24 protein-coding genes and 1 other annotated feature are annotated in these 25,003 nt (G+C 38.7%); of the genes, 18 read left to right on the forward strand and 6 right to left on the reverse strand.

The genetic code is table 11. From position 1 onward, the window contains the following. Nucleotides 1-24 precede the first annotated feature (24 nt). From IGI87_RS01900 to IGI87_RS01925, 6 genes are all read left to right on the forward strand, one after another. Complete coding sequence (locus IGI87_RS01900) at nucleotides 25-711, forward strand: DUF969 domain-containing protein (protein ID WP_438736115.1); 687 nt, start codon at nucleotides 25-27, stop codon at nucleotides 709-711. Continuing rightward, the gene (locus IGI87_RS01905) at nucleotides 708-1,652 is read left to right on the forward strand and encodes a DUF979 domain-containing protein (RefSeq protein ID WP_113794820.1); all 945 of its coding nucleotides are present in this window, start codon (nucleotides 708-710) and stop codon (nucleotides 1,650-1,652) included. The genes IGI87_RS01900 and IGI87_RS01905 overlap by 4 nt, the downstream gene beginning before the upstream one ends. A 15-nt stretch (nucleotides 1,653-1,667) precedes the next feature. Then, a complete protein-coding gene (gene pcp, locus IGI87_RS01910; RefSeq protein ID WP_113794821.1) occupies nucleotides 1,668-2,309 on the forward strand; it encodes a pyroglutamyl-peptidase I in 642 nt (213 codons plus the stop codon). Between the two features lie 592 nt (nucleotides 2,310-2,901). After that, nucleotides 2,902-3,077, forward strand: a binding site (T-box leader). 89 nt (nucleotides 3,078-3,166) lie between these two features. Beyond that, on the forward strand, nucleotides 3,167-4,612 hold the full coding sequence (nhaC, locus tag IGI87_RS01915) for a Na+/H+ antiporter NhaC (protein ID WP_162782605.1): 1,446 nt from the start codon (nucleotides 3,167-3,169) through the stop codon (nucleotides 4,610-4,612). Nucleotides 4,613-4,764: 152 nt separating this feature from the next. Beyond that, nucleotides 4,765-5,199, forward strand: a complete 435-nt coding sequence (locus IGI87_RS01920; RefSeq protein ID WP_002362972.1) for a MarR family winged helix-turn-helix transcriptional regulator — start codon at nucleotides 4,765-4,767, stop codon at nucleotides 5,197-5,199. 4 nt (nucleotides 5,200-5,203) lie between these two features. After that, the gene (locus IGI87_RS01925; protein WP_002358386.1) at nucleotides 5,204-5,839 is read left to right on the forward strand and encodes a nitroreductase family protein; all 636 of its coding nucleotides are present in this window, start codon (nucleotides 5,204-5,206) and stop codon (nucleotides 5,837-5,839) included. Nucleotides 5,840-5,881: 42 nt separating this feature from the next. On the opposite strand, the gene IGI87_RS01930 is transcribed toward IGI87_RS01925, so the two are convergent. Then, on the reverse strand, nucleotides 5,882-6,715 hold the full coding sequence (locus tag IGI87_RS01930; protein WP_438736116.1) for a Cof-type HAD-IIB family hydrolase: 834 nt from the start codon (nucleotides 6,713-6,715) through the stop codon (nucleotides 5,882-5,884). Between the two features lie 183 nt (nucleotides 6,716-6,898). Here IGI87_RS01930 and IGI87_RS01935 point away from each other — a divergent pair, with 183 nt between their 5' ends. Genes IGI87_RS01935 through IGI87_RS01945 form a run of 3 tightly spaced genes read left to right on the forward strand, consistent with a single transcriptional unit; the run spans nucleotide 6,899 to nucleotide 11,116 of the window. Beyond that, the gene (locus tag IGI87_RS01935) at nucleotides 6,899-8,647 is read left to right on the forward strand and encodes a PTS transporter subunit EIIC (protein ID WP_438736117.1); all 1,749 of its coding nucleotides are present in this window, start codon (nucleotides 6,899-6,901) and stop codon (nucleotides 8,645-8,647) included. Beyond that, entirely contained in the window at nucleotides 8,638-10,671 is a 2,034-nt protein-coding gene (locus IGI87_RS01940) for a BglG family transcription antiterminator (RefSeq protein ID WP_438736118.1), read from the forward strand. The genes IGI87_RS01935 and IGI87_RS01940 overlap by 10 nt, the downstream gene beginning before the upstream one ends. A gap of 10 nt (nucleotides 10,672-10,681) precedes the next feature. Then, nucleotides 10,682-11,116: a PTS sugar transporter subunit IIA gene (locus tag IGI87_RS01945; RefSeq protein ID WP_002355276.1), complete on the forward strand. Its 435-nt coding sequence runs from the start codon at nucleotides 10,682-10,684 to the stop codon at nucleotides 11,114-11,116. 272 nt (nucleotides 11,117-11,388) lie between these two features. On the opposite strand, the gene IGI87_RS01950 is transcribed toward IGI87_RS01945, so the two are convergent. Further along, nucleotides 11,389-11,484 carry a type I toxin-antitoxin system Fst family toxin gene (locus IGI87_RS01950; RefSeq protein WP_015543884.1) on the reverse strand — a complete coding sequence of 32 codons (96 nt, stop codon included), beginning with the start codon at nucleotides 11,482-11,484 and terminating at the stop codon, nucleotides 11,389-11,391. A 245-nt stretch (nucleotides 11,485-11,729) separates the two neighbouring features. Here IGI87_RS01950 and IGI87_RS01955 point away from each other — a divergent pair, with 245 nt between their 5' ends. The 3 genes from IGI87_RS01955 to IGI87_RS01965 are packed head-to-tail and all read left to right on the forward strand — an operon-like array spanning nucleotide 11,730 to nucleotide 15,123. Further along, a complete protein-coding gene (locus IGI87_RS01955; RefSeq protein WP_438736119.1) occupies nucleotides 11,730-13,502 on the forward strand; it encodes a PTS mannitol-specific transporter subunit IIBC in 1,773 nt (590 codons plus the stop codon). A gap of 14 nt (nucleotides 13,503-13,516) precedes the next feature. Continuing rightward, the gene (locus IGI87_RS01960) at nucleotides 13,517-13,954 is read left to right on the forward strand and encodes a PTS sugar transporter subunit IIA (protein WP_002355279.1); all 438 of its coding nucleotides are present in this window, start codon (nucleotides 13,517-13,519) and stop codon (nucleotides 13,952-13,954) included. Nucleotides 13,955-13,968: 14 nt separating this feature from the next. Next, on the forward strand, nucleotides 13,969-15,123 hold the full coding sequence (locus IGI87_RS01965; protein ID WP_438736120.1) for a mannitol-1-phosphate 5-dehydrogenase: 1,155 nt from the start codon (nucleotides 13,969-13,971) through the stop codon (nucleotides 15,121-15,123). A gap of 66 nt (nucleotides 15,124-15,189) precedes the next feature. On the opposite strand, the gene IGI87_RS01970 is transcribed toward IGI87_RS01965, so the two are convergent. Both IGI87_RS01970 and IGI87_RS01975 read right to left on the reverse strand, forming a co-directional pair. Beyond that, a complete protein-coding gene (locus tag IGI87_RS01970; RefSeq protein WP_438736121.1) occupies nucleotides 15,190-16,305 on the reverse strand; it encodes an NAD(P)/FAD-dependent oxidoreductase in 1,116 nt (371 codons plus the stop codon). Nucleotides 16,306-16,383: 78 nt separating this feature from the next. Further along, nucleotides 16,384-17,022, reverse strand: coding sequence for an NAD(P)H-binding protein (locus IGI87_RS01975; protein ID WP_104853851.1), 639 nt, complete (start codon nucleotides 17,020-17,022; stop codon nucleotides 16,384-16,386). 320 nt (nucleotides 17,023-17,342) lie between these two features. Here IGI87_RS01975 and IGI87_RS01980 point away from each other — a divergent pair, with 320 nt between their 5' ends. The 3 genes from IGI87_RS01980 to IGI87_RS01990 are packed head-to-tail and all read left to right on the forward strand — an operon-like array spanning nucleotide 17,343 to nucleotide 20,467. Beyond that, a complete protein-coding gene (locus IGI87_RS01980; protein ID WP_280211229.1) occupies nucleotides 17,343-18,521 on the forward strand; it encodes an efflux RND transporter periplasmic adaptor subunit in 1,179 nt (392 codons plus the stop codon). Between the two features lie 9 nt (nucleotides 18,522-18,530). Continuing rightward, nucleotides 18,531-19,241 carry an ABC transporter ATP-binding protein gene (locus IGI87_RS01985; RefSeq protein WP_002383683.1) on the forward strand — a complete coding sequence of 237 codons (711 nt, stop codon included), beginning with the start codon at nucleotides 18,531-18,533 and terminating at the stop codon, nucleotides 19,239-19,241. Continuing rightward, entirely contained in the window at nucleotides 19,238-20,467 is a 1,230-nt protein-coding gene (locus tag IGI87_RS01990) for an ABC transporter permease (protein ID WP_438736122.1), read from the forward strand. The genes IGI87_RS01985 and IGI87_RS01990 overlap by 4 nt, the downstream gene beginning before the upstream one ends. 54 nt (nucleotides 20,468-20,521) lie before the next feature. On the opposite strand, the gene IGI87_RS01995 is transcribed toward IGI87_RS01990, so the two are convergent. Both IGI87_RS01995 and IGI87_RS02000 read right to left on the reverse strand, forming a co-directional pair. Then, nucleotides 20,522-21,226 carry a DUF4811 domain-containing protein gene (locus tag IGI87_RS01995; protein WP_438736123.1) on the reverse strand — a complete coding sequence of 235 codons (705 nt, stop codon included), beginning with the start codon at nucleotides 21,224-21,226 and terminating at the stop codon, nucleotides 20,522-20,524. Next, complete coding sequence (locus IGI87_RS02000; RefSeq protein ID WP_002389910.1) at nucleotides 21,226-22,743, reverse strand: MDR family MFS transporter; 1,518 nt, start codon at nucleotides 22,741-22,743, stop codon at nucleotides 21,226-21,228. The genes IGI87_RS01995 and IGI87_RS02000 overlap by 1 nt, the downstream gene beginning before the upstream one ends. Before the next feature lie 100 nt (nucleotides 22,744-22,843). On the opposite strand from IGI87_RS02000, the gene IGI87_RS02005 reads away from it, so the two are divergent. From IGI87_RS02005 to IGI87_RS02015, 3 genes are all read left to right on the forward strand, one after another. After that, on the forward strand, nucleotides 22,844-23,311 hold the full coding sequence (locus IGI87_RS02005; protein ID WP_438736124.1) for a MerR family transcriptional regulator: 468 nt from the start codon (nucleotides 22,844-22,846) through the stop codon (nucleotides 23,309-23,311). A 130-nt stretch (nucleotides 23,312-23,441) separates the two neighbouring features. After that, complete coding sequence (locus IGI87_RS02010; protein ID WP_368552887.1) at nucleotides 23,442-24,194, forward strand: IclR family transcriptional regulator; 753 nt, start codon at nucleotides 23,442-23,444, stop codon at nucleotides 24,192-24,194. Between the two features lie 160 nt (nucleotides 24,195-24,354). Continuing rightward, the gene (locus IGI87_RS02015; RefSeq protein WP_002367887.1) at nucleotides 24,355-25,002 is read left to right on the forward strand and encodes a bifunctional 4-hydroxy-2-oxoglutarate aldolase/2-dehydro-3-deoxy-phosphogluconate aldolase; all 648 of its coding nucleotides are present in this window, start codon (nucleotides 24,355-24,357) and stop codon (nucleotides 25,000-25,002) included. The last annotated feature ends 1 nt before the right edge of the window (nucleotide 25,003 follow it).

Genomic DNA, 25,003 nt, shown 5'->3' on the forward strand with positions numbered 1-25,003 from the left:
TTTATTTTAAGAAGGAGAGATTTGATGGATTTATTACCTTTATTAGGCGTATTGATCGTCATTGTCGGCTTCGCATTGAAATTTGATGCTATCTTGATTGTGATGGTTGCTTTAATAGTGACGGCTTTTACTGGCGGGCTTGGTTTGACATCGATGCTAGAAACACTAGGAACAACCTTTGTGAATAATCGAGGCATGGCTATCTTTATTATTATTATGTTAGCAACAGGAACGTTAGAAAGAAATGGCTTGAAAGAGTCAGCGGCTACGTTGATTAAACGATTCAAAAAGGTATCTGCTGGTGTGATTATTGACATTTATGGTGTCTTTCGGATTATTTTTGCCGCTTTTAACGTAAGTTTCGGTGGGGTAGCAGGTTTTGTGCGCCCGATTATTTTGCCAATGGCGTTAGGAACAATTGAATCAAAAAATTTACCAATGGTGCCAGAGTATGAAGAAGAACTAAAAGGGATGGCTTCAGCCATGGAAAATATCTGTTGGTTCTTTGGTCAAGTTTTGTTTGTTGGTGGGGCTGGGGCATTGCTTGTTCAATCAACATTGAAAGATTTAGGCTATGAAGTGACATTAGGTAAATTGGCTTTAGTGGAAATACCAGTCGCCTTAGTTGCCTTAATTTCGGCAAGTATTTACTTTACTTTAAAAGAAAAAAGATTACGTAAAAAATATTATGGACAGGAGGGACTGAAATGAGTTTTTTCACAGATTCAAGTATTGATTTGAGTGCAAAATTATTGGAAGTCCTTTACATTTTTATGGGGATTATCTTGTTATATACAAGTTTTCGTAGTTTTCGTGATAAAACCAATCCACATGCGTATGGGACTAGTTTATTCTGGGGAATCTTAGGGATTTTAATCGGTTTTGGCCGGTTTATTCCACCAGTTGCCTGTGGCGTACTTATTTTTGTGATGACAATTCCGGCAATTCTTCAAAAAGTGACAAAAGGGGAAAGTCGCTTACCTTCGAAAGAATACATGGAAAAAATGTCTCAAAAATTAGGAATGAAGATTTTTATTCCCGCACTAAGTATCGGGGTTTTTGCGATTCTTTTTGCCACATTGACTACTTTAGGGGCTTTAGTTGGTGTCGGCGTTGGTGTTTTTGTAGCAATTTTCATCATGATGTTCTTTTCTAAAAATAATACGCCGAAAGTATTTTTTGATGATGCGGCGGAAATGTTAGAAACAGTCGGTCCTCTTAGTACGTTGCCAATGCTATTAGCTTGTTTAGGTGCTGTTTTTACTAGCGCTGGTGTTGGTGAGATTATTTCAAAAGGGGTTAGTGCCGTAGTACCAGCAGGAAATGTTAATGTAGGGATTATTATTTATGCTGTGGGAATGGTTATTTTTACGGCTATCATGGGCAATGCCTTCGCAGCAATAACTGTGATGACAGTCGGAATTGGTGTGCCGTTTGTCTTTTCTTTAGGGGCAGATCCCGCATTAGTTGGGATGGTTGCCTTAACATGTGGTTTTTGTGGTACACTGTTAACACCGATGGCTGCGAACTTTAATATCGTACCTGTAGCCATGTTGGAAATGAAAGATAAGTACGGCGTCATTAAAAATCAATTGCCGATTGCACTTTTCATGTTAATTTTCCAAATTGTTTATATGATTCTATTCAAATAAGAAAGGATGATCGAAATGAAAGTCGTCGTTACTGGCTTTGATCCATTTGGAGGAGAAGCAATCAATCCTGCCTTTGAAGCAGTCAAAAAATTACCTGCTGAAATTGCAGGAGCTGAAATTATTAAAGTTGAGGTGCCAACTGTTTTTGGCACTAGTGGTGAAAAGGTGGCTGAAGCAATTGAAGCCCATCAACCAGATATGGTGATTTGTGTTGGACAAGCAGGCGGCCGTCAAACAGTCACTGTTGAAAAAGTGGCGATTAATTTAGCGGAAGCGCGTATCCCAGATAATGCAGGGCAACAACCAAGCGATGTACCGTTGGTTGAAGAGGGAGCAACAGCCTATTTTACAAATTTACCGATTAAAGCGATGGTAAAAAATTGTCACGACCACCAATTACCTGCAACGATTTCTTATACAGCAGGAACCTTTGTATGTAATGATATTATGTATCACTTACTACACTTAATTAACACCAAATATCCAACTATTCGTGGCGGATTTATTCATGTTCCGTTCCTACCAGAACAAACAATTGATAAACCAACGTTTGCTTCTATGTCATTAGAAGCAATCACAGATTCTTTGTTCTATATGATTGAAGCAGCGGTAAAAACGCAAGAAGATATTCAACTACAAGGTGGCACAACCCACTAATTAACAGGAGCGTGGAACAAAAATCACTTTGGATTTTTGTCCCACGCTCAAAAACTGATAAACGGCGGGAACAGAAGCAACACTACGCGTTGCTTCGTTCTCAACAACTTCTAAGGTGTTTTCTCGACTTGCGTCTCGTCACAGTCCAGCCTTCAAAAGAGCTACAGCTCTAAGAGTTGCGATGTTTCACTGTGAAGCATGAACAGATGAAATCATCGTACCTACTTGGTGAAGGTCCTTCGGAAATAAGCCGAAATTGTTGAGAATCACGAAGAACGTAGTGATTCGATGATGAACAATACCTACTTGGTCTCCAAAAATTAAAGAACACCGGGTAGGTATCATGCAACATCAACTCGTACCTCGTTGTGTTTTATGACAATTTTCGGAAATTCCTTCTTATTGCTGAGAAACACTATTTGCAAAGCAAATAGATGTTAAACAGTACCTACTTGGTTCTCGGAGTTAAACGCTGCTGTCCCGACCTCTTTCTATTTTTACAAAAAGAAAAAGTAATTTTTGTTGGCGTGTGAAAAAATTTTTTATGCTATTTTCGTTGACAAGTCGGTTTCTTCTTGGTATATTGAGATTCATAAATTATTAGCCCAGTAGGAAATAGATGTTTTGTTCAGAAAGTCGATGGTTGCTGCGAATCGATCAAGTCTATTTGTGAATTACACTAATAAGTAGTAACAATTACATAATACATAAGCGAGAAGCAAGTAAGCTTCTAATTAAGGTGGTACCGCGGAGAGATTCGTCCTTATTCTTTAAGGATGAATCTCTCTTTTTATGTAGCTTTAGGAGGCGTTTTCAATGAGTTGTGGAGGGGTTATTCGTTATCATAAGATCCTTTAATGTCAGAGTATTCAGAAAAAAGATTAGAGGAGCGTAACGAAATGAAAGAAGAACTGAAAAAGAAGACCGTGAGTGTTCGAGAAGCAAGTATCGTGTTATTAATTATTGTGGCAGCTATTGCAACAGGAGTGATTGGCTTAAAGATATCGCCAAATATTACTATTTTGTTTGTGATTGCATTGATTTTAGGCTACGCAATGTTTCGTAAAGTACCATTTGATCAAATGCATAAAGGGATTGTTGATGGCTTGAAGCCAGGGATTATTCCAATTTTTATTTTTATTTTAGTGGGTGCGTTGATTGCCGTTTGGATTCAAGCAGGAATTATTCCAACAATTATGGTTTTTGGTTTTAAAATGATTAGTGTTAAATGGTTTGTGCCGTCTGTTTTTATTGTCTGTGCGATTGTCGGCAGTGCAGTAGGTAGTGCTTTTACAGTGATGTCAACAATCGGAATTGCGTTTTTTGGTATTGGCAGTACCTTAGGGTTAAATCCTGCCTTAGTTGTGGGTGCGATTGTTTCTGGTTCAGTTTTTGGTGATAAAATGTCGCCCTTATCAGAATCAACAAACTTAGCCGCAGCGATTGTTGAAGCGGATTTATTTAAACATATAAAAAACTTGATGTGGTCGACTGTACCAGCATTTATTGTCTCTCTAATTTTGTTTATGATTTTAGGGCAAACGTACGCGAATACAAGTCTGACAGAAGTAGTTCAAGTTATTCAAGTATTGGAAGACAACTTTACCATTTCCATTTGGTCATTGTTACCATTAGCCTTAATGTTAATCTGTGCCTGGCGCAAAATTCCAGCGATTATCACGATTTTGTTAAACATTATTGTGGCAGTAATTATGATTATTATTCAAAATCCGAAAGTATCGTTGCAGGCATTAGGAAACACGTTGGAAAATGGGTTTGTTTCTCAAACAGGGAACGCACAAATTGATCAATTATTAAGCCGTGGCGGGATTATGAGTATGATGCCGACTGTGGCACTTATTATTCTAACGTTGTCTCTAGGTGGCTTATTAATGGAATTAGGATTGATCTCTGCGGTCATGGAAGTTGTTTCGCAGAAAATGAGCAGTACACCGAAATTGATTTTATCAACGTTATTAACAGGAATTGGCGTAAATATTTTTATTGGTGAACAATTCCTATCGGTTATTTTACCAGGGAATGCCTTTAAAGAAGTTTACAAAAAAGAAGGTTTGGATCCGACTGTTTTAGGCAGAACCTTGGAGGATGGTGGGACGGTTATTAATTACCTCATTCCTTGGGGGATTGCAGGTAGCTTCGTAGCGGGGACCTTTGGCGTACCAACGTTGACTTACTTACCATTTGTTTTCTTTAGTTTGTTATCGCCTGTTTTCTCAATGGTCAGTGCGTTTACTGGTTTAGGGATTAAGCGGTTATCAACAGAACCTGTTACCGAAAAATAGGTTGATTAAAAATAGAACAGTTGATGGGGAATGCTGTAGTTTTTCTCCGTCAATTGTTCTATTTTTTTTGTAAAAAAGGTTGCATTTTTAGAAAGAAACAGTTATAGTCGACTAGTCAATTGTTGACGAGTCATCTTTTTAAGGAGGAAACTATGTCGTTATCATTACGGGAAGTCAGCCAATTATTATGTCAGTTAAAGGTATTAGATCAAAAAATTACCAAAGTTTTTGAAGAGCAAGTTGGCTTGAGTTTGACTCGTTATGAGTTGCTGATGATTTTAAAAGAACGTCAGCCGTGTCTTCAAACGGAGATTCAAGAACACTTAAAAATCGATAGTGGTGCGGTCACTCGCCATTTGAAAATTTTAGAAGAGAAACAGTATGTGACACGACAGCGAAATCCAGAAAATAATCGGGAAGTGCTAGTGCATTTAACAGAAAAAGCACAACAAGAACTACAGCAATGTACAGCCAAGCAACAAACGGTAACAGAAATTATTCCCAGTACATTTACAAAGGACGACTGTCGCCAATTAAAAGAACTTTTGACAAAACTAGATCAAAGCATTACAACGAAAGAGGTATGATAGAATGACAACATATACAACGAATGATTTTTCAGAGATTGTTTTTGGCCGCAAATCGGTTCGGGTGTACGATGAAACCCATAAAATTTCTCATGAAGAAATGTTAACAATGATTCAAGAAGCGACCACCGCCCCTTCTTCTGTTAACATGCAGCCATGGCGTTTTGTCGTAGTGGAAAGTGAAGCAGGCAAAGAAAAATTAAAACCCTTAATTCGCTTTAATACGCGTCAAAATGAAACATCTTCTGCAATGCTCTTAATTTTTGGTGATCTAAACTGCCATGAACGAGGAGAGGAAATTTACAATCAAGCCTATGCTAGTGGTAAAATGCCTAAAGAAGTGCGGGACCAACAATTAGCAGCCATTATTCCCCATTATGAAAGTTTAAGCAGAGAACAAATGAATGACATCGTAAAAATTGATGCGAGTTTAGCAGCTATGCAATTTATGTTAGTGGCACGAGCTCACGGATATGAAACAAATCCAATCGGTGGTTTTGAAGCGGAAAAATTAGCCGAAACATTTGGTTTAGATCAAGAGCGCTATGTCCCAGTAATGATTTTATCTGTGGGTAAGGGCATGGAAACTGGCTATGAATCTGTTCGTTTAGCACCAGAAAAAATCACGACATTTGAATAGGCAATAAAAAATGACGGCGTACGCTTGCATCAACCAACATTCTTAAAGAAAGTTGGCTAATGCAACAGCGATGCCGTCATTGTCGTTGGATAAAGTGACTTCCGTTGCGATGCTTTTAAGCTCGTCAACGGCGTTTTCCATAGCAATTCCCGTGCCGGCCCATTCCAACATAGTATAGTCGTTGTGACCATCACCAAAAGCAATTACTTCTTCAGCAGTTATGCCTAACTGTAGGGTTAGTTTTTCTAAAGAACGCGCTTTATCAATATTTTTAGCGGTAAATTCAAAATAGAAAGGAGCGGAAAAAGCAGCGGTGACGGTTTCTTTGAAAGGCGCGTAGATGGCCTCATGATATTTTTGTAAATAGGCGGGTTCACCAGCAATTAAAATTTTGTTCAAGGGAAAGTTTAGTCTGGCGGCTAAATCATGCCACTCACATAATTGAAAGTTGCCACCCCGTGATTCATATTCAATAATATTAAAATCACCAGTCTCTAAATGTAAGGTGTGATGAAAAACATCATTGACATACATAAATGTTTCATCATTAATCATTGGAATTACGTCAAATTGTTTTAAATGTTCTAAAATTTGTTGACTCAACGATTTTGAAATTGTCTGGTTAAATAGTTGTTGCTGACTGCCATGATGGGTGACACAAGCGCCGTTATAGGAAAGTAGGTGTCCATTATAATGAGCCATCCCCAATTCATCTGCTAAGGGCCGCATACCGTTAGTCGGGCGGCCAGAAGCCAAAATCAGTGAGAGGCCTTGTTTTTGTGCAACTACTAATGCTTGTCGCGTTTTTGGTGAAATCTTTTTTTCTGAAGTTAACAAGGTACCATCAATATCCATTACAATTGCTTTGATTGCCATAATTGGCCTCCAATCCGAAGAGTTTCTTTTTTTTAGTATAAAATTTTTTTCTATTAATGTAAACGGATTCTCTTGTGAGGTGTATAAAAGAATTATTTTACAAAAATCTATACTATTTTTTTGTGAAATTTCATATAATAGAAGTATTCTAATTATCTACATAGAGAGCGAGGGACAAGGGATATGAAGGAAAAAGAAATGCATTCGCTCTTTTTTAAACATAAGTTTGTGAAAGTAACTCCCTATTTACGCAGTTTTGGCCATCGTTTGAGTGGGATGATTATGCCAAATTTGAGTATTTTTATTGCGTGGAGCTTATTGTCTTTGGTGGCTGGCTATACGGCCGGGAATCTACGGCTAGCTCTTTCTGAAGTCGAAACAATAATGATTCGAGTTGTTTTACCGATTTTAATTGGTTTTACAGGCGGAAAAATGTTCGAGGAACAACGTGGCGGCGTCGTTGCTGCTATTGCGACAGTGGGCGTGATTGTTTCCACAGATGTTCCACAGTTGTTTGGTGCTATGTTTATTGGACCTTTAGCAGGATATACTTTCGCCAAAATTGAACAAATTCTCTTACCGAAAGTTAAAGAAGGCTATGAGATGCTGACTAAAAACTTTTTAGCAGGAATTGTGGGAGGACTGCTTTGCTGTTTTGGTATTCTAGTTGTGGCTCCTGCTGTTGAAAGCGCTAGTTTTTGGCTGTATCAATTTTCTTCTTGGTTAATTGAAGCCAATCTTTTACCATTGGTTCACGTTTTCTTAGAACCCTTAAAAGTGTTATTTTTTAATAATGCGATTAACCACGGCTTATTAACGCCTCTAGGTTTAGAAGGCGCTAGTCAAACAGGACAGTCCATTTTATTTCTATTGGAAACAAACCCTGGGCCAGGCGTGGGTGTTTTGGTTGCTTTTCTGCTGTTTGGGCCTGTAGGACAACGAAAAACAGCAGGAGGTGCCACCATGATTCAACTGATTGGGGGCATTCATGAAATTTATTTTCCGTTTGTTTTGATGGATCCGCGCTTATTTTTAGCAGTAATTGCTGGAGGAATGAGTGGTACGCTTGTTTTTCAAATATTTAATGTGGGGCTAAGCGCTCCTGCTTCGCCAGGTTCATTGGTTGCGATTTTAGCCAATGCCCCAACTGATGCGAGGCTGGCAGTTTTTAGTGGAATTTTTGTTAGCTTTCTGTGCTCTTTTGCAATAGCAAGCTTGTTATTAAAACGTCAACGAGGAACTGAACCAGTTTCAATGATAAAGATGAAGGAGAAGGAGGAAGACCAAGTGAAAACAGTCACACCCAACTATCAACAAATTTTATTTGTTTGTGATGCAGGAATGGGCTCAAGTGCCATGGGGGCTAGTTTGCTAAGACGACAATTAAAAGCTGTGAATTTGGAGATGCCTGTGACTTACCAGTCCGTTCATCAGATGAAGTGGCAGCCTGAGACATTAGTGGTCATTCAAGCAGAATTGCAACAGTTAGCACAAAAGTACGTCCCAGAAAAGGATATGGTGAGTGTTCAAAATTTTTTAGAAATTAAATCCTATTACCCGCAAGTTTTAGCCAAACTGACTGCTTCTTCTCGAGAGCAATCTTCACTTGGTTCAGAATCTACTGGAACGAACCCGACAAAACAAATACAGAAGCTGGTTTTTTTATATGCCGAGAACGTTCGAGGGTCGCAAACAATGGGAATGGAATTATTGCGACAACAAGCGGCGAAACAAGGAGTCGCAATTGAAGTATCTAAAGAACCACTGGAAACAGTCTTTTTTACCAAGGAGAAAACCTACGTAGTGACTCGTGAACTGGCGCAAGCCTATCATTTAGATCTAACGCAACAAAATTTATATGTGGTTACTAGTTTTTTGAATAAGAAAGAGTATCAAGAATGGCTGGAAGGAGGAGTTGATAGATGTTTTTAACGACAAGAGAAACCGTTCTATTAACGGAATTAGTGAATAGTCCCACCCCCGTTTCAGTAAACCGCATGATGAATTTGTTAAAGGTTAGCCGCCGGACAGTGTATCGTGAATTAGAAAATTTAGAAACCTCGCTAGCAACGATGGGCGCGACGTTAGAAAAAGTAGCTCGTGGGCGCTTTTCGATTCAAGCAGATGAAGCAGCGATGACGGAAATTCAGGCTGCTATTTTAGGAGAAGAAACACAGGAACTTTCTACTTTGGCGCGGCAACATGCGATTTTATTGACATTACTTCAAACAAAAGAGCCAGTCTCTATGCATTATTTTCTGGAAACGTATTGTATTAGTAATACGACTTTTTATGCCGATATTAAACAATTAGAAACACGGATTGCGCGGATTCCTTTGACGATTTCTCGAAATCAAGGTTATGAAGTGACTGGTTCTGAAAAATATCGCCGTCTTCTAATGGCGAATATTCTAAGTATGGAAATTAATGAGTACCAATTTTTTCATTTTACTGAATTAACGACAAACGACCATTTTTTCTTTCAGTTTATTCATGCAGAACATTTAGCGTTTGCACAAAAAATTGTTCAGCCAGAAGTAGAAACTTTATTTCCAGCATTAAGTGATCGCAAATTACAACATTTGATCTTAATGTTAACGATTGCGATGGATCGGGTCACTGCAGGTTTTTATTTAGCTGATGAGACCTATACTGGGCAGATGAATAAGGCCTTTCTCAATTGTTCTAAACGACTTTTTTCAAAAGTCGCTGCTGAAACGAAACAACTATATGCTGTCAGTGAGATTGTTTTTTTTGCTAGCTTATTAAGTGATTTTTCTAATTCTTTTGATGAAGATTTTTTTGATGAACATTTTGACACTCAGCTGGCTTATGCAGTGAAACAACTGATTGAAGCAGTAAGTCAAGAAACGGAAGTTAATTTTTTCGAAGATACCAATTTGTATAAAATGTTGTTGACGCATTTATCAGGTGTTTTTTCTCGGGCGGTTTTACAAGAAGAAGATTTAACGAATCCCATTTTAGAACGGATCATGAATCAATATCAAGAAATAGCTGCGGCTTTACGCCAAGCGTTGCCGCAAATTTTTCCGCAAAAGAATCTATCGGAAGAGGAAATTGCCTACATGGTACTTCATTTTGCCAATTCTTTAGAACGGAGTCCCAAAATTATGGAAGTTGATATTGCTGGTTTTTCTCCTAGCGGCTTGGCTTCGACAAGTATGTTGGAAATGCGATTACGGCGCTACTTTCCTTTTATCAACCAGATTCATTTTTTTCGGATTGCGGATTTAGGCAAGGTGAATGTTGAGGAAAACTATGACTTAGTGATTTCCACTTCGTTATTACCAGGATACAACGGCAAATATAAATTGATTTCACCATTACTTTTAGACGATGAAATCCGCCAATTGAAAGAAGAGTTTAAGCGGATTAGTCACGAAAAACGCTCGCTTAGGAAAGCGCCTGTGAAAAAAACAGGTGGCGAGGAAAGTTACGAAACAGTGGTCGCTTTCATGGAAGAAATTAGTAAACTATTAGAAACATTTTTCATAGCAGATTTAAATAATCAAGCGGATTTAGCAGAAACCGTTCAACAAGCCCTCGCGCAACTTTCCGCAGATTTAATCACCGATAGTGCAATCGTTTGTCAGCAATTAATGAAACGTTACGAGCAAGCGCCTATTGGGATTCCTCAGACGGAAATGGCCTTATTCCATACCTCGAGTACAGCAGTGACACAGCCTGTCTTTTGTATTTTTAATCTAGCTCAGCCACTTATGATTGAAGGCATGGATAAAAAGCCGATGCAGTTACAACGTATGTTACTCATGCTAGCGCCGATGCCGATCGATGAAACAATCGGAAAAATTTTAGGAAAAATCAGTGGTGCGATTATTATGAATGACTTAAATACAGAAATTTTTCATTCAGGAAATGAAGCCATTGTTTATCAGTTGCTTTCGTCATTATTAATTGAAGAAATGAAAGGCTAGGTGTTGAGAGATGTTTGAAATTACAGCAGAGCAAATAATGTTGAATCAATCGTATGCTAGTTGGGAGGAAGCACTTGCAGCTTCTGGTGAATTACTGCTAAAAAATCAGTTGGTCACGCCTGACTATGTCAAAGCAATGTATCAACGCCAACAAAAAGTCAGCGTGTATATCGGTAACTTCGTGGCATTGCCTCATGCGGAAGGACAAGATGAACAAGTTTTAAAAGAAGGGATTTGCTTTATTCAAGTGCCTGATGGGGTCAACTTTGGTACGGAAGCAGATCGAAAAATAGCCACCTTGTTATTTGTTGTTGCTTTAAAAAGTCAACGGCAACTAAGCATGCTTCAAGAATTAGCTTTTTTCTGTTCAGATCTCGAAAACATTCAGCGGCTCAGTGATTGTCAAACAATCGATGAAGCGCAAAAAATTCTGGCTCAAGCTTAAAGCTACGTCTGAAAAAAATTGGTAGGAAAAAAATCAATTCATTCTGAAATGTCCAAAAATTATTGAAATAATTTTATCTTAAAAAATAAAATATTTTTTATTTAAGAGATTAAACAAAAAAGATAAGAAGATTCCTTGACAAAAAATAGGCCCTATGATAAATTTAAGGTAACTTGTGACAAAGTCGTGCATGGATGCACTAAAAAGACACCCTATTGCAGTAGGGTGTCTTTTTTTTGCTGTTTAGACAGCAGCGGCTGGAAGCAACTTGTTTATTCCTCGTTCTGTTTTTCCAACCAAATGGTTACAAGTTTCAGGACAATCCCGACAAAAATCGGCACAAGAATTTTTGTGACAATCTCGTACATGTGATGCACCTCCTTTCGAGGCAAGTCGCCAATTTGAGTATAGCATAAAAAGTTGTTCATTTATTATTGGAATTATTAGAAATGGAATAAGCATGTGTTTTCTGGTTTTCGTAACTAGAGAACATGTGCTTTTTTCTTTCAACTTTTGGCACAATGGTTTGTGCCAAAGTACGACTTTTTTTAGCTTTAGAAAGCGGATACAATTTAGTCAACAAGAAAAGTTACTTGAGAGAAGGGGAATAAAAATGGAACAAGTATCAGAAAAGAATAAAGTATCAATTAAAGCAAAAGTTCAAAGACTAGGCAGTACCTTATCTAGCATGGTGATGCCCAATATCGGGGCATTGATTGCGTGGGGCGTTTTGACAGCGCTATTTATCCCAGATGGATATCTGCCAAATAAAGCCTTTGCCACGATGGTTGGCCCAATGTTGACCTATTTAATTCCATTATTAATTGGCTACACTGGTGGGAAAGTAATTGCAGGTGATCGCGGTGCCGTAGTTGGCGCAATTGCGACAATGGGCGTGATTGTGGGAACTGATATTCCGATGATGCTAGGTGCCATGATTATGGGTCCACTTGGTGGCTTGACAATTAAGAAATTTGATCAGTATTTCCAACATCGAATTAAAGCTGGTTTTGAAATGTTAGTAAACAATTTTTCAGCTGGATTAATTGGTTTTGCGTTAGCTTTACTTGGCTTTTCAGCGATTGGCCCAATTGTTGATGCGCTGACTGCTGCAATGGCACGTGGTGTGGAAATCATTTTAAATGCTCATTTGATTCCATTAACGAGTATTTTTATTGAACCAGCAAAAGTACTCTTTTTAAACAATGCGATTAATCATGGCATCTTAACACCCTTAGGGACAGAACAAGTCTTATCGGCTGGCAAATCAATTCTTTTCCTATTAGAAGCAAACCCGGGTCCTGGGTTAGGTGTCTTATTAGCATTTATGTTTTTTGGAAAAGGTGCGGCAAAATCTTCAGCACCGGGAGCAATAATTATTCATTTCCTTGGTGGTATCCACGAAATTTACTTTCCATATGTAATGATGAAACCGTTATTATTCCTATCAGTTATTGCAGGTGGTGCGACAGGTAGTTTGGTTTTCCAAACGTTAGATGCTGGTTTACGTGCGCCCGCTTCACCAGGCTCCATTATAGCTATTTTAGCGATGACACCAATGGGTTCTTACTTACCAGTTATTTTAGGTGTTTTGGCAGCAACTGCTGTTTCCTTTGCAGTATCCGCAGTCATTTTAAAAGCGGATGCGAAAGAAGAAAGTGATGAATTTGCCCAAAAAGTGAAAGAAACCCAAGTTGCTAAAGCAGCATCAAAAGGATTAACTGTCGCAAATGGTAGTGCTTCATTGTCAGGAATTCAACAAATTATTTTTGCTTGTGATGCTGGGATGGGCTCTAGTGCAATGGGTGCGTCTATCTTACGGAAAAAGGTCCAAGAGGCTGGTTTAGTACAAACTGTGACGAATCGGGCCATTAATAATTTGACCGATGAGGGAAATACATTGATTGTCACACAAGCGGAATTGCAAGAACGGGCCAAACAGAAAGCGCCTAATGCAACCTTTGTAGCAGTTGAAAACTTCTTGAACTCACCACGTTATGATGAAATTGTGGCTGAACTATCAGGTGCCAAAGAAAAAAAAGACTCACAACCAACAGTCTCTAAAGCAACACCTACTTCTGAAATTGAGGGAGATTTAGCCAATGTCAATGAGATTCTTTTGGTTCACGATGACCGTGTCGGGTCAGCAACGATGGGAATGAAAGTCTTAGAAGAAATTTTAGATAAAGAGAAAATTTCAATGCCGATTCGAAAAATTAATATTAATGAATTAACTCAACAAACACAGGCTTTAATTGTCACAAAAGCTGAACTAACGGAACAAGCACGTAAAAAAGCACCGAAAGCGACACATTTATCAGTAAAAAGTATGGTTAATCCCCAAAAATATGAAACAGTGGTTTCGCTCTTAAAAGAAAGTGCCTAGAGAGGAAGAAAACAATGGAAAATCTTACGAATATTTCAATTGAATTAAATCAACAGTTTAATACAAAAGAAGAAGCTATTCGCTTTTGCGGCGAAAAACTAGTCGAGGCAGGCTGTGTTGAGCCTGCTTATATTGAAGCAATGATTGAAAGAGACCAATTGCTATCTGTTTATATGGGGAATTTTATTGCCATTCCTCATGGAACAGAAGAAGCCAAAAAATTAGTGAAAAAATCAGGAATCTGTGTAGTACAAGTCCCAGAGGGCGTTAATTTTGGCACCGAAGAAGATGAAAAAATTGCTACCGTATTATTTGGGATTGCCGGAGTCGGTGAAGAACATTTGCAATTAGTCCAACAAATAGCACTTTATTGTAGTGATATGGATAACGTGGTGCAACTTGCTGATGCATTAAGTAAAGAAGAAATAACAGAAAATTTAGCCATTGCTTAAAGGAGAGAATAAGAATGAACGCAGTACATTTTGGAGCAGGAAATATTGGACGCGGCTTTATCGGCGAAATTTTAGCTAAAAACGGGTTTCATATTAAGTTTGTGGATGTTAATGAAACTATCATTCAAGCGTTAAAAGAACGTAAAAGTTACACAATTGAATTGGCCGATGCCTCACATCAACAAATTAACGTTGAAAATGTGACCGGTTTAAATAACATGACAGAACCAGAAAAAGTAGTCGAAGCAATTGGGGAAGCCGATTTAGTCACGACGGCAATTGGTCCCAATATTTTACCAAGAATTGCTGAATTAATTGCTCAAGGAATTGATGCACGTGCCGAAGCAAATTGTCAAAAGCCGCTGGATATTATCGCTTGTGAAAATATGATTGGTGGTTCAACCTTTTTAGCAGAAGAAGTGGCCAAATATTTGAAAAACCCAGCTTATGCTGAAAAATGGATTGGTTTTCCTGATGCGGCGGTTGATCGGATTGTTCCATTACAAAAACATGAAGACCCACTTTTTGTTCAAGTTGAGCCTTTTTGTGAATGGGTCATTGATGATACCCACCGAAAAGCCAAAGAGATTCAGTTAGAAGGCGTTCATTACGTTGCTGATTTAGAGCCGTATATTGAACGGAAATTATTTAGTGTAAACACTGGCCATGCTACAGTTGCCTATACAGGGGCGTTGTTAGGCTATCAAACCATTGACGAAGCGATGCAGGACGCCTTAGTGGTAGCGCAACTCAAATCAGTTTTGCAGGAAACGGGTAAACTTTTAGTGGCTAAATGGAATTTTGATGAACAAGAACATGCAGCCTATATTGAAAAAATTATTCAACGTTTCCAAAATAAATATATTTCAGATGCTATTACACGTGTAGCACGGACACCAATCAGAAAATTAGGTGCGCAAGAACGGTTTATTCGACCAATCCGTGAATTACAGGAACGCAATCTAGTGTCGCCGCATTTATTAGCAATGATTGGTATTGTCTTTAATTATCATGATCCAGAAGATGAACAAAGCCGTCAATTACAGGAAATGCTTGACCAAGAAAGCGTTGATACAGTGATCGCTGAAGTAACGGGCATTGAAGATCCAGAAACGGTTAAAAATATTAAACAAAACGTAGAACGCTATGCGCGACCACAAGTAGCATAATAACAAAATCCTTCTACCAAGATACTTCACATTTCTTAATTAAAGGCAAAAACAACCGCTCACTGATTAAAGTGAGGGGTTGTTTTTAACATATTGACTAAGTGGTTTTTGATAAAGTTCTCCTTTGAAGGCACTTGTATTGAAGTATTCAGCTAATTGGTAACCAATGAACGGGCCGGTAGTGAGTCCCGATGAACCAAGTCCGCTAGCAACCACAAGGTGGGGCATCTCTGGCAAGGGACCGAAAAACGGAGCGAAATCAGATGTATAAGCACGTGTACCGACGCGGTAATGCATGGGTTGCTTAAAAAGCTGATCTGCTTCTTTTAGAAATGGCGCAGTCCCAGAAGTTAGTTGTTGAAAAGCACTAACAGTCTCTTCCAAATCCCAGGCTTGGTCATTTTCATGGGTGGCACCTAATAAAATTTTTCCTTGATTAAACGGAATTAAATCAGCTTCGCCGTCTAACATAGCAACAGGCCATTGCTGACTATTTGTAAAAGGGGTCTCGAAAACTAATAACTGTCCTTTTTGGGGACGAATATCCACAGATAAATTTAAAGTAGCTAGTAATTCCTTTAAATGAGGACCAGGTGTTAAAGCGAGAAAATCAACGCTCTTTTTTTCTGAATTTGTGACAATTTTCCACCCTTGATTCAGTTGTCGAAAGTGCGCCCGTTGTGAGCAAAAAGTGACCCCTTTGGCTTCGGCGCGTTTTTGAAGATGGTTCAGATAAGCTGGACCATCTAGGCGACCGCCGCCAGAAATAAAAAGTGAGGGAGTTTCCTTAAGTAGTGGTAAGAACTTTGCTGTTTGAACCGCTGACAACATCTCGATTTCCCCAATTTCAGGTGCAGTTTGCTTACGCTCTTCTGCCAAATGGGCTAAGTCTGCCAAAGCGGCTGTGGGCCGCAAAATGACAGTCCCTGATTGACGATAAATATCCTCCGTCAGCTGAAAATCTTTGACTAGCTTTGGAAATAGGGCAGCACCCTCTCGTGCTAATTGGTACCATTTCTTATTCCGACGTTTGGATAGCCAAGGGGAAATAATCCCGGCGCTCGCTTTAGTCGCTTGGCCGAGCCCTTCATCATAAATGGTAATGTCAAATTTTTGTGGATCTAAATAATTAGCTAACGTCATTCCGATAATGCCGCCGCCAATAATGGCAATTTTTTTCATGCTTCTTCTCTCCTTCGAACAGTTGTATTGTAACACAAAAAAACCGCCTCTAGACAGAGACGATTGGGGGATAACTTGTTAACGGGTCCTTCTGTGTGTGTAAATAGAATTGCCGCCTTCTAAAACGTGAACAATTTCTTGTGCCATTTCTGCCACAGGCACGGGATCATAGCCAATAAATAAGTTCTTTAAAAAGGGGATTTTCTTAAAAAAATAAATACATTTACTAAAAAGTATGGTGCCGGTACGTTCTTGACCTACGAGTAAACTAGGATAAAAAATCACTGCTTCAGTGACTTCTTGGTGGATTAGTTCCTCTGCTGCCAATTTGGCATCCATATATTTTCTCAAAGGGAAAGGAACAGTATTGGCTGAAATAAATAAAAACTTAGCTGGCTTTTTTTGTTGCGCTAAAAAAGAGCTGATTTTTTTCACTGGTGTCAGAATTAGGCGTTGATAGGTTTTCTTTTTTCGTGGATTTTCAAATAAAATACCTACTGTATCAATGACCCAGTCAGCACGTTGGACCTGTTCTTGCCAATTCGTGTCACGAGTAACATCGGAGCGTACCCACTGCACTTGGTGGCTCCAAGATGCGGAGAGCGTGGCAGGCTTTCCATGACGTGAAACACTGATGACTTGATGTTGGCGTTGGACTAAAATTTTCGCGATTTGTTGACCTAAAAAACCACTGCCGCCAAAAATAACGATTTTCATGGTAAGCCCTCACTTTCAATTGTTTCTTCTAGTTTACCTTAAATAAAAAAAGAAGCAAAAAATCTCGATTGCGTATAGTTTAATTATAAATAACATAAAAATAACCTTTTTTTAAATGTTGGAACACAAAGACTCAATAATGGTTGCTGATTGTCGTGAAATAAACAAAAAATGAACAAAGATGAAATAAATCAGACTAAAGGCCTAGAGAAAGGCCCTTGTTTCTTGAATTCAAGCATGGTTAAATAGTTATAAGTGAATGACCGAGCAATTTAGTTTGTTAGGGAAACTAGACAGAACGAGGAGATGAAACGAAGAAAATGAAGAAGAAAACGATGATTATATTGGGGGCAGTTGCAGTAATTGCGGTTGGGGGCGTCGTAACTGTGAATGCGTTAAATAAAAATGCACAACAAGTAGCTATTAAGCAAGCGCCTAAAGATGACTGGGGAATTGACTATTTTGACGTTCCCGATTTGCAACAAATTTATATTAATGGCGTTATCCAACCGGAACAAATGGAAGCCTTTGCGCGCGATCAAAAAATAACAAAGGATCCAGAGATTAAGGTGAAAAACGGCGATGTCGTAGATACAGGCACAGAACTGTTTACTTACGAAGATGAGGCGGTCACAAAAGAAATTGAGGCACAACAAAATAGCTTAGCCAAATTAGAAACGAAGCGGGCGAATATCTATAATAAGTGGAATCGAGCCATTGATAAATTTAATAAAACTAAAGAAGAAGATCGCACGATGTCTGGGGATGATTTAAATGAACAATATCAAACAGAAGTCGATGCGGTAGATGAAGAGATTACCTTCACCAATGAAACCTTAGCGGACTTAGGAGCGAAGCAATATATTTCCACAAAGGCTAATTTCAAAGGTCGCGTATCAATTCCAGAAGTAAAAGACGCCAATTCACCGATTTTACGGTTAACTTCAGAAGATCTTTATTTAGCTGGGAAAGTGAATGAAAAGGATTTGACTAAAATTAGTGTTGGGCAAAAAGCTAAACTAACTTCTGTTTCCAACAATGTGGTTGTGGATGGCTCAATTTCTTACATCGATGATAATCCTCCTGAAGGCAACAGCGATGCCGCGAGTGGCAATACAGAGGGCGGCACGACGATGTCTAGTTATAGCGTCAAAATTGCGTTGGCCAATTTAGACAAAGTCAAAAATGGCTACCATATGCAAGCAACCATTGATTTAGGCGATTTAGGGGCGATTGAGTTACCGAAAAAAGCGATTCAAAAAGAGGGTGAACAGGCCTACGTTTTAGTAAATGATTTTGGAACCATCATTCGTCGTGATGTCCAAGTCGGGCAAGAAAATGGCGATAAAATGGCGATTGAATCTGGCTTAGAATCAGCCGACCGAGTGGTTATTTCTTCAAAAAAACCAGTAAAAGTCGGTGATATTGTTGAATCAGATGCAGCGATTGCTTCTGATGAATCAGCAACCAACGAATCAATGACAGATGCGTCGAAATAGGAGGGCTTGATGGTGGAAGCAAACAATACAAATCAACCCCTCATTGAATTGCGGGACATTAACAAGTTCTATCCGGTAGGTAAGGAAAAACTACATGTTTTAAAAGAATTGAACTTGACCATCCATCAAGGAGAGTTCATTTTAATCATGGGGAAGTCCGGCAGCGGTAAGACAACGCTGATGAACATTATTGGTTTCTTGGATCGCTTAACAGACGGAAGTTATCATTTCTCAGGAACAGATGTTTCAAAATTGTCTGAAAATAAAAAATCAGCCTTTCGCAATGAATATCTAGGGTTTATTTTTCAACAATTTTTCTTGATTAATTCCTTAAATGTTAGTCAAAATGTTCAATTGCCCTGTGTTTATGAAGGGAAAAAAAGCCGCGCTGAGAAAAAAGCGATTGCTGAAAAATACCTAAAAATTGTCGGGTTGGAAACAAAAGCCAAATCAAAAGTTACTGAACTTTCTGGAGGACAGCAACAAAGAGTAGCCATTGCTCGTTCCTTGGTGAATGATCCATTATTGATTATGGCTGATGAACCGACTGGGGCATTGGATAGTGAAACGGGTACAGAAATTATGGAATTATTGAAAGAATTGAATGAACAGGGCAAAACAATTGTCATGGTGACACATGATGAAGATATGAAAAAATATGCCTCACGAGTGATTCATATGAAAGATGGTCGCTTTTTGGAAGAAGAGGTGATTAGATGATTGCTAATTTATTTGTTAGTACTTTTTTAAGCTTAAAGGCACATAAGTTGCGGGTATTTTTAACGATGGTCGGGATTATTATTGGGATTACATCAGTCGTAACGATTTCTGCGCTAGGTGAAGGGATGAAGCGTCAAGTTGTGAAGGCATCCAGTGCAGTGAACGCGGATGTTTTGAAGATTCATTATACAATGTCGGATGGTAGCAGTGACAATTTTATGTCCTATGAAGAGCCAGATTATACGTTTAGCCGAGTGGACTTGAAAAAATTACAAGACATTCAAGGAATTGAAAGTATTTATCCTCAATATGGTGAATCAATGATGGGGGGCGGAGACAATTTGTTTGTACCAATGGATTATTTTGGGGCGCAAGCGAATTTATCCATTACGTCGACTAAAGGGCAGAATGATATTTTATATGGTCGTGATTTTCAACCGAGCGATGCAAATACAGATGCGATTGTCTTAAATCATGATATCTTTGAAGCGCAAATTCGGCTTGATGATCCTAGCCAACTCATTGGAAAAGCTGTTTCAATTGGTGGTTATATGTACAAGGTGATTGGTATTTTAGCGCCAAAAGATTTAGATAGTTTGGGTATGAACGATGATTGGGCAACCGCTATGAGCAGTTTTGTTTCTCGAGAATCATACAATAAATTAGCGAAAACAAAAGCAATTAGTGGCATCAATATTAAGGTTCGTGAGGGAGCGGACCGGGAAGCAATTTTAGGACAGGCAATCACCATTTTAAGTGAAAATCATCCTGAAGTGAAAGGAACGTTTAAAGAAAATGACCAAGACAAACAACTCCAACAACAAATGGAAGAAATGGTCACGGGTATGACAATGTTTCTGATGGCAATTACTGCAATCTCCCTATTAGTCGGGGGAATTGGCGTCATGAACATCATGTATGTGTCTGTCACGGAACGGAAACGAGAAATCGGGATTCGTCGGGCCATTGGTGCTAAACCACGAGTCATTTTATTCCAATTTTTAATGGAAGCAGCGTTTATCACATTGATTGGTGGTTTGATTGGTGTCGGCTGCGGCTACTTATTGGCAACTGTGGTTGGTGGGTATATTTCGATCACGCCAATTATTACGCCGTCCATCTTTGCTATTTCAACATTGGTTTCGGTCTTCACAGGTATCTTTTTCGGGATTATTCCAGCAATTGGTGCCTCGAGGATGGATCCGATTAAAGCGATTTATAATTAAAAAGAAGAGCTTGGTAGTCACATCTTGTTTGATGATCCTATCAAGCTCGCTTTTTTATTTCATGTCACTAAGAATTTTCTGAATCAATTCTTGTTGAAACTCTTTGGTATATTGTTCGGTGAGTTTCCCTTGTTCTTCTTGGGACATTGATGGATTGGCCATCATAGCGGCCATCATTTTTTTGCCAACTGTTTCAGTCCCTTCTTTTTTGATATCAGCGGCATGTTGTTCCATATATTCGCCTAATTTTTTGGCTTGATCAGCACTTAAAACTAGCCAGTCACTAGCAACGTTGAAGGTGTTTTCTTGTTTTGCAAATTGGTTATCGTTGTCAGCAAGGCCAAATAGTGTTTTGGCCCAAGACTCTTGATAGGACCATTTCGTCGTTTTTTGGACTAATGTGGCTTTTTGAGCATCTTTTTGAACCGTGTTTGTGACGTTTTCCGTTCCTGTTTTTTGTAGTTTCTTTTTGTCTGGTGTGTTGTATAAATAAACTTTTTCGGAACCATCGCCCAACGGCTGGTACAATAACATGTTGGGGCCATCTTTGCTTGCGCTGCTGCTTTTTAGTTCAAACGTTTTGTCCTGAGTAACTTCGGTCATACCAAAATGATCTTTATCGTTTAAAACGATGAGACTTAACGAAGCTAAGAAGCCTAAACCAAAAATAACCATACAGCATTTATGCCAGACTTTTCGGCCAAATACATTCGTGTAGGCAAAGCCTAACACGCAAAGGATTAAAAGAAAAATAATCATTATTTCATTGCACCTACTTCCTTAACAGGCATTGCTTCTTTTTTATTTAAGAAGAAAGTAATCGCCAAGCCAAGAACGCCAAAGATTGTTGCCACGAAGAAGGCTGCGTGGTAGCCGTTTAATGTTGCGTTTGTTGCTTGATCGCGATAAGCGAGTGGAGCTGTTTTTAATAAGTCCGATGCAGGTAAGCCGTCTTTGGTAACATTTGTTAAAACACTAATCAAAACAGCTGTTCCAATTGAGCTGGCTACTTGTCGGAAGGTGTTGTTTACAGCAGTTCCGTGACTTAATAAATTCATTGGTAAAGCATTCATGCCAGAAGTTGTCACAGGCATCATGACCATCGAAATACCAAACATCCGAATCGCATATAGGACAATGATATAAATAATAGGTGTTGCTTTTGTTAAGAAAGCAAACGGTAACGTTGCAGCTGTTAAAATAAACATCCCAGTAATCGCAAGACGACGGGCACCAATTTTATCAAAAATGCGACCAGTTACTGGCATCATAAGTCCCATGACTAACGCTCCTGGTAAAAGCATTAACCCTGAATGGAAGGCAGACTCGCCACGAATATTTTGAATATACAAAGGTAAAACCATTTCGGCGCCAATCATTGCCATGTTGGTTACGCCAGATAAAATGGCTGCAACAGTAAAGACTTTTGATTTAAAAACGCGTAGTTCTAAGAAAGGTTGTTCTAAATGCAATTGTCGATATGTAAAAAGACATAAAACAATCGCACCAACAATTAAGAATCCATAGACTTGCGGGCTACCCCAACCTTTATCACCAACGCTTGAGAAGCCGTAAAGTAAGCTACCAAAGCCGAGAGTAGAAAGAATGACCGATAAGACATCGATACTTGGATTAGATAATTGGATGACATTTTTCATTAAAAATGAAGCTAAAATTAGGACTAAAACGACAATTGGAATAACCATCCCAAAAAGGTCACGCCATGTATAAGAATCAATAATCCAACCAGATAATGTTGGACCTAAAGCGGGTGCTAATCCGATAACAATTCCCGTTGTGCCCATGGCAGCGCCACGTTTTTCAGGCGGGAAAATTGAAAGCATAATTGTTTGTAAAAGAGGCATAGATACGCCGACCCCTGCGGCTTGAACAAGTCGTCCAGTCAATAACATGCCGAAGTCTTGCGCTACAAAACAGATGATGGTTCCAATTAAGAACGTTGACATCGCTGTTATGTATAATTTTTTTGAACTGAATTTGTTAATCAACCAAGCACTGATGGGAATCATAATGCCGTTCACAAGTAGGAATCCAGTGGTTAGCCACTGTACACTTGAAGCTGAGATATCAAATTCTTTCATTAATGTAGGTAAGGCCGTCGTTAAAAGTGTTTGGTTTAAAATCGTACAAAATGTTCCGATTAGTAAAACACCGACAAGTAACGACCGGTTATAAGGTTTTCCGTGAATATCCACAGGTTGTTGTGAAGTCACATATATCGCTCCTTTTTCTGTAAGTTTCAAATTAAATTGCATTAACTACTTTACAACTAATTAGAATCTTTGTCAACTTACTTGACAAAGGTGTAAAAAAAACTACAATTAAGGAAAGGATAAGGGAAAGGAAGTTAAACTAATGTGGTCAAAAATGATTCAGCGTTTGTTAAATGAAGAAAATTTGTTGATAGGAATTAGTGAACTAAGTGAAATTGCTGAAGTTTCGCCACGTCAACTTCGTTATTGGGAAGAAAAAGGGTATATTTCTTCTATTGCGAAAGACGCAAACGGTCCACGGAAATATCGGTTACATACAGTCGTCAAAGTGCATTGGATCAAGCGTTTTTTAGATGAAGGATATACGTTACAAAGTGCGGTGGAGAAAGCAGAAGAGCAGCATCGTAATGTGGGCATTACGAAAAAAATCTTTAGTCAAATGTTTCATGGTATCTCAGAAGTTTGTCCCAATTACGTAGCGATTGATTTAGGCGATTTCGATGAAGAACAAAAATTATATGTCGTATTTAATGAAACCACAGAAGTCAGTGAGTATCTTTTAATTCCTAAGGATGCAGATATTTCTGATGAGTTAAAGAAAAGAAAATAAGAATGAAATAGGACTGGGAGAAAGACCTGAAGTGAAAGTAAAACGTTACTGAATGAATCTTCGAGTTCTTTTTTTCTTGCAATTTCTTTATTTTTCTATATAATTTCTTATATGGAAAAGGAGGGTTTCGATGAAAGAAACAAAACCTTACGGAACAGTCTTGTTAAAAGCGGCTAAAATCATGGACTGTCTAAGTTTACAACCCGATCAAACCTTACAGGAAATTGCAAAGAATACCGAAATGACGGCATCAACAGCAATCAAAATTTTAGAAACCTTAACATTAATTGGCTATGTTCAAAAAGACACGAACAAGACGTACCGCTTAGGAACAAAATTGATTCGCTATGCGAATCAAAGTGTGGAGCAAATCGATTTAGCTGAAATTGCGGTACCTTATTTAGAAAACCTTCAAAATACGGTCGATGAAACCATTCATTTAGGGATTTTAAATAATAATGAAATTCTGTATATCAATAAATTAGAACCGAAAAATCAAACCATTCGCATGTCCTCGAAAGTGGGAATTACTCGACCTTTGTATAATTCGGCCATGGGTAAAGCCGTTTTAGCAGAATTTTCGGAAGAACAAGTGCAACAATATTTAGACATGCAGACATTAATTCCCTATACCGAAAATACGATTACCAATCCCTTGCGTTTGAAAAAAGAATTAAAACAAGTGCAACAAACGGGGGTTGCTTACGATGATGAAGAAATTGAACAAGATATTTTCTGTAGCGGAGTATCTTTAATGAAAGATGGCGAAATTGCGGGTGCTTTTAGTGTAAGCATGCCGAAATATCGTTTGACAGAGGAAAATAAAACGACGATTAATCAAGCCCTTTTAGCAACAAAAGCAGCGATTGAAGCGAAATTATAGTAGAAAAAGAAAGCCAAACAAAAGTCGATTGGGATTTTTGTTTGGCTTTCTTTTTTTATTTTTGTAAAAACGTTTGCATTTTCTTTTTTTATCTGTATAATGAAGTTGTGAATTTCTTTATAATAAATATATATTTCTGAATAAGAAATGAGGGAGTCTGTTGAAGCGAGTATCAATTTTACAAAAATTAGAAAATGCTGGCGTGATTGCTGTGGTTCGCGGAAAGACAAAAGAGGAAGCGCTAAAAGCTAGTCAAGCCATTGTAGCAGGCGGTATGCGGGGGATTGAGTTAACCTTTACTGTTCCTCAAGCAACAGAAGTGATTCAGGAATTAGTTGCGTTATACCAAGAGAATCCTGACGTAGTCATTGGTGCGGGCACAGTTTTGGATGCTACGACTGCTCGTTTAGCTATTGTAGCAGGGGCTGAATATATTGTGAGTCCAAGCTTCGATGAAGAAACCGCTAAAATTTGCAATTTATATCAAGTTCCCTACTTGCCAGGCTGTATGACCATCACAGAAATGAAAGAAGCACTGAAAAGCGGAGCAGATATTATTAAACTATTTCCGGGAAGTGTTTATGGACCGAGTGTTATTTCGGCATTTAAAGCGCCATTGCCTCAGTTAAATATTATGCCAACGGGTGGTGTCAGTTTGGAAAATATGGCCGAGTGGTTTGCTGCAGGTGTGACGGCCGTCGGTGTTGGCGGTAATCTGTTGGCGCCAGCAGCAACTGGGGATTTTGAAAAAGTTCGTGAGGTTGCCCAAGCCTATATGGAAAAATTCCAAGCAATCAAAGGGGTGTAGG

The organism is Enterococcus sp. DIV1444a (assembly GCF_051712125.1).
GTDB classification, from domain to species: domain Bacteria; phylum Bacillota; class Bacilli; order Lactobacillales; family Enterococcaceae; genus Enterococcus; species Enterococcus faecalis.

What these genes read in the sequence shown, in the direction of transcription:
- IGI87_RS02000 (WP_002389910.1), bottom strand. Translation starts at nt 22,743, where the DNA reads ATGCAATTTAATTTGAAACTTACAGAAAAAGGAGCGATATATGTGACT.
- IGI87_RS01920 (WP_002362972.1), top strand. Translation starts at nt 4,765, where the DNA reads ATGTCGTTATCATTACGGGAAGTCAGCCAATTATTATGTCAGTTAAAG.
- IGI87_RS01990 (WP_438736122.1), top strand. Translation starts at nt 19,238, where the DNA reads ATGATTGCTAATTTATTTGTTAGTACTTTTTTAAGCTTAAAGGCACAT.
- IGI87_RS01965 (WP_438736120.1), top strand. Translation starts at nt 13,969, where the DNA reads ATGAACGCAGTACATTTTGGAGCAGGAAATATTGGACGCGGCTTTATC.
- IGI87_RS01950 (WP_015543884.1), bottom strand. Translation starts at nt 11,484, where the DNA reads ATGTACGAGATTGTCACAAAAATTCTTGTGCCGATTTTTGTCGGGATT.
- IGI87_RS01980 (WP_280211229.1), top strand. Translation starts at nt 17,343, where the DNA reads ATGAAGAAGAAAACGATGATTATATTGGGGGCAGTTGCAGTAATTGCG.
- IGI87_RS01925 (WP_002358386.1), top strand. Translation starts at nt 5,204, where the DNA reads ATGACAACATATACAACGAATGATTTTTCAGAGATTGTTTTTGGCCGC.
- IGI87_RS01940 (WP_438736118.1), top strand. Translation starts at nt 8,638, where the DNA reads ATGTTTTTAACGACAAGAGAAACCGTTCTATTAACGGAATTAGTGAAT.
- IGI87_RS02010 (WP_368552887.1), top strand. Translation starts at nt 23,442, where the DNA reads ATGAAAGAAACAAAACCTTACGGAACAGTCTTGTTAAAAGCGGCTAAA.
- IGI87_RS01930 (WP_438736116.1), bottom strand. Translation starts at nt 6,715, where the DNA reads ATGGCAATCAAAGCAATTGTAATGGATATTGATGGTACCTTGTTAACT.
- IGI87_RS01985 (WP_002383683.1), top strand. Translation starts at nt 18,531, where the DNA reads ATGGTGGAAGCAAACAATACAAATCAACCCCTCATTGAATTGCGGGAC.
- IGI87_RS01900 (WP_438736115.1), top strand. Translation starts at nt 25, where the DNA reads ATGGATTTATTACCTTTATTAGGCGTATTGATCGTCATTGTCGGCTTC.
- IGI87_RS01945 (WP_002355276.1), top strand. Translation starts at nt 10,682, where the DNA reads ATGTTTGAAATTACAGCAGAGCAAATAATGTTGAATCAATCGTATGCT.
- IGI87_RS01960 (WP_002355279.1), top strand. Translation starts at nt 13,517, where the DNA reads ATGGAAAATCTTACGAATATTTCAATTGAATTAAATCAACAGTTTAAT.
- IGI87_RS01995 (WP_438736123.1), bottom strand. Translation starts at nt 21,226, where the DNA reads ATGATTATTTTTCTTTTAATCCTTTGCGTGTTAGGCTTTGCCTACACG.
- IGI87_RS01975 (WP_104853851.1), bottom strand. Translation starts at nt 17,022, where the DNA reads ATGAAAATCGTTATTTTTGGCGGCAGTGGTTTTTTAGGTCAACAAATC.
- IGI87_RS01955 (WP_438736119.1), top strand. Translation starts at nt 11,730, where the DNA reads ATGGAACAAGTATCAGAAAAGAATAAAGTATCAATTAAAGCAAAAGTT.
- pcp (WP_113794821.1), top strand. Translation starts at nt 1,668, where the DNA reads ATGAAAGTCGTCGTTACTGGCTTTGATCCATTTGGAGGAGAAGCAATC.
- IGI87_RS01905 (WP_113794820.1), top strand. Translation starts at nt 708, where the DNA reads ATGAGTTTTTTCACAGATTCAAGTATTGATTTGAGTGCAAAATTATTG.
- IGI87_RS02005 (WP_438736124.1), top strand. Translation starts at nt 22,844, where the DNA reads ATGTGGTCAAAAATGATTCAGCGTTTGTTAAATGAAGAAAATTTGTTG.
- IGI87_RS01970 (WP_438736121.1), bottom strand. Translation starts at nt 16,305, where the DNA reads ATGAAAAAAATTGCCATTATTGGCGGCGGCATTATCGGAATGACGTTA.
- IGI87_RS01935 (WP_438736117.1), top strand. Translation starts at nt 6,899, where the DNA reads ATGAAGGAAAAAGAAATGCATTCGCTCTTTTTTAAACATAAGTTTGTG.
- nhaC (WP_162782605.1), top strand. Translation starts at nt 3,167, where the DNA reads ATGTCAGAGTATTCAGAAAAAAGATTAGAGGAGCGTAACGAAATGAAA.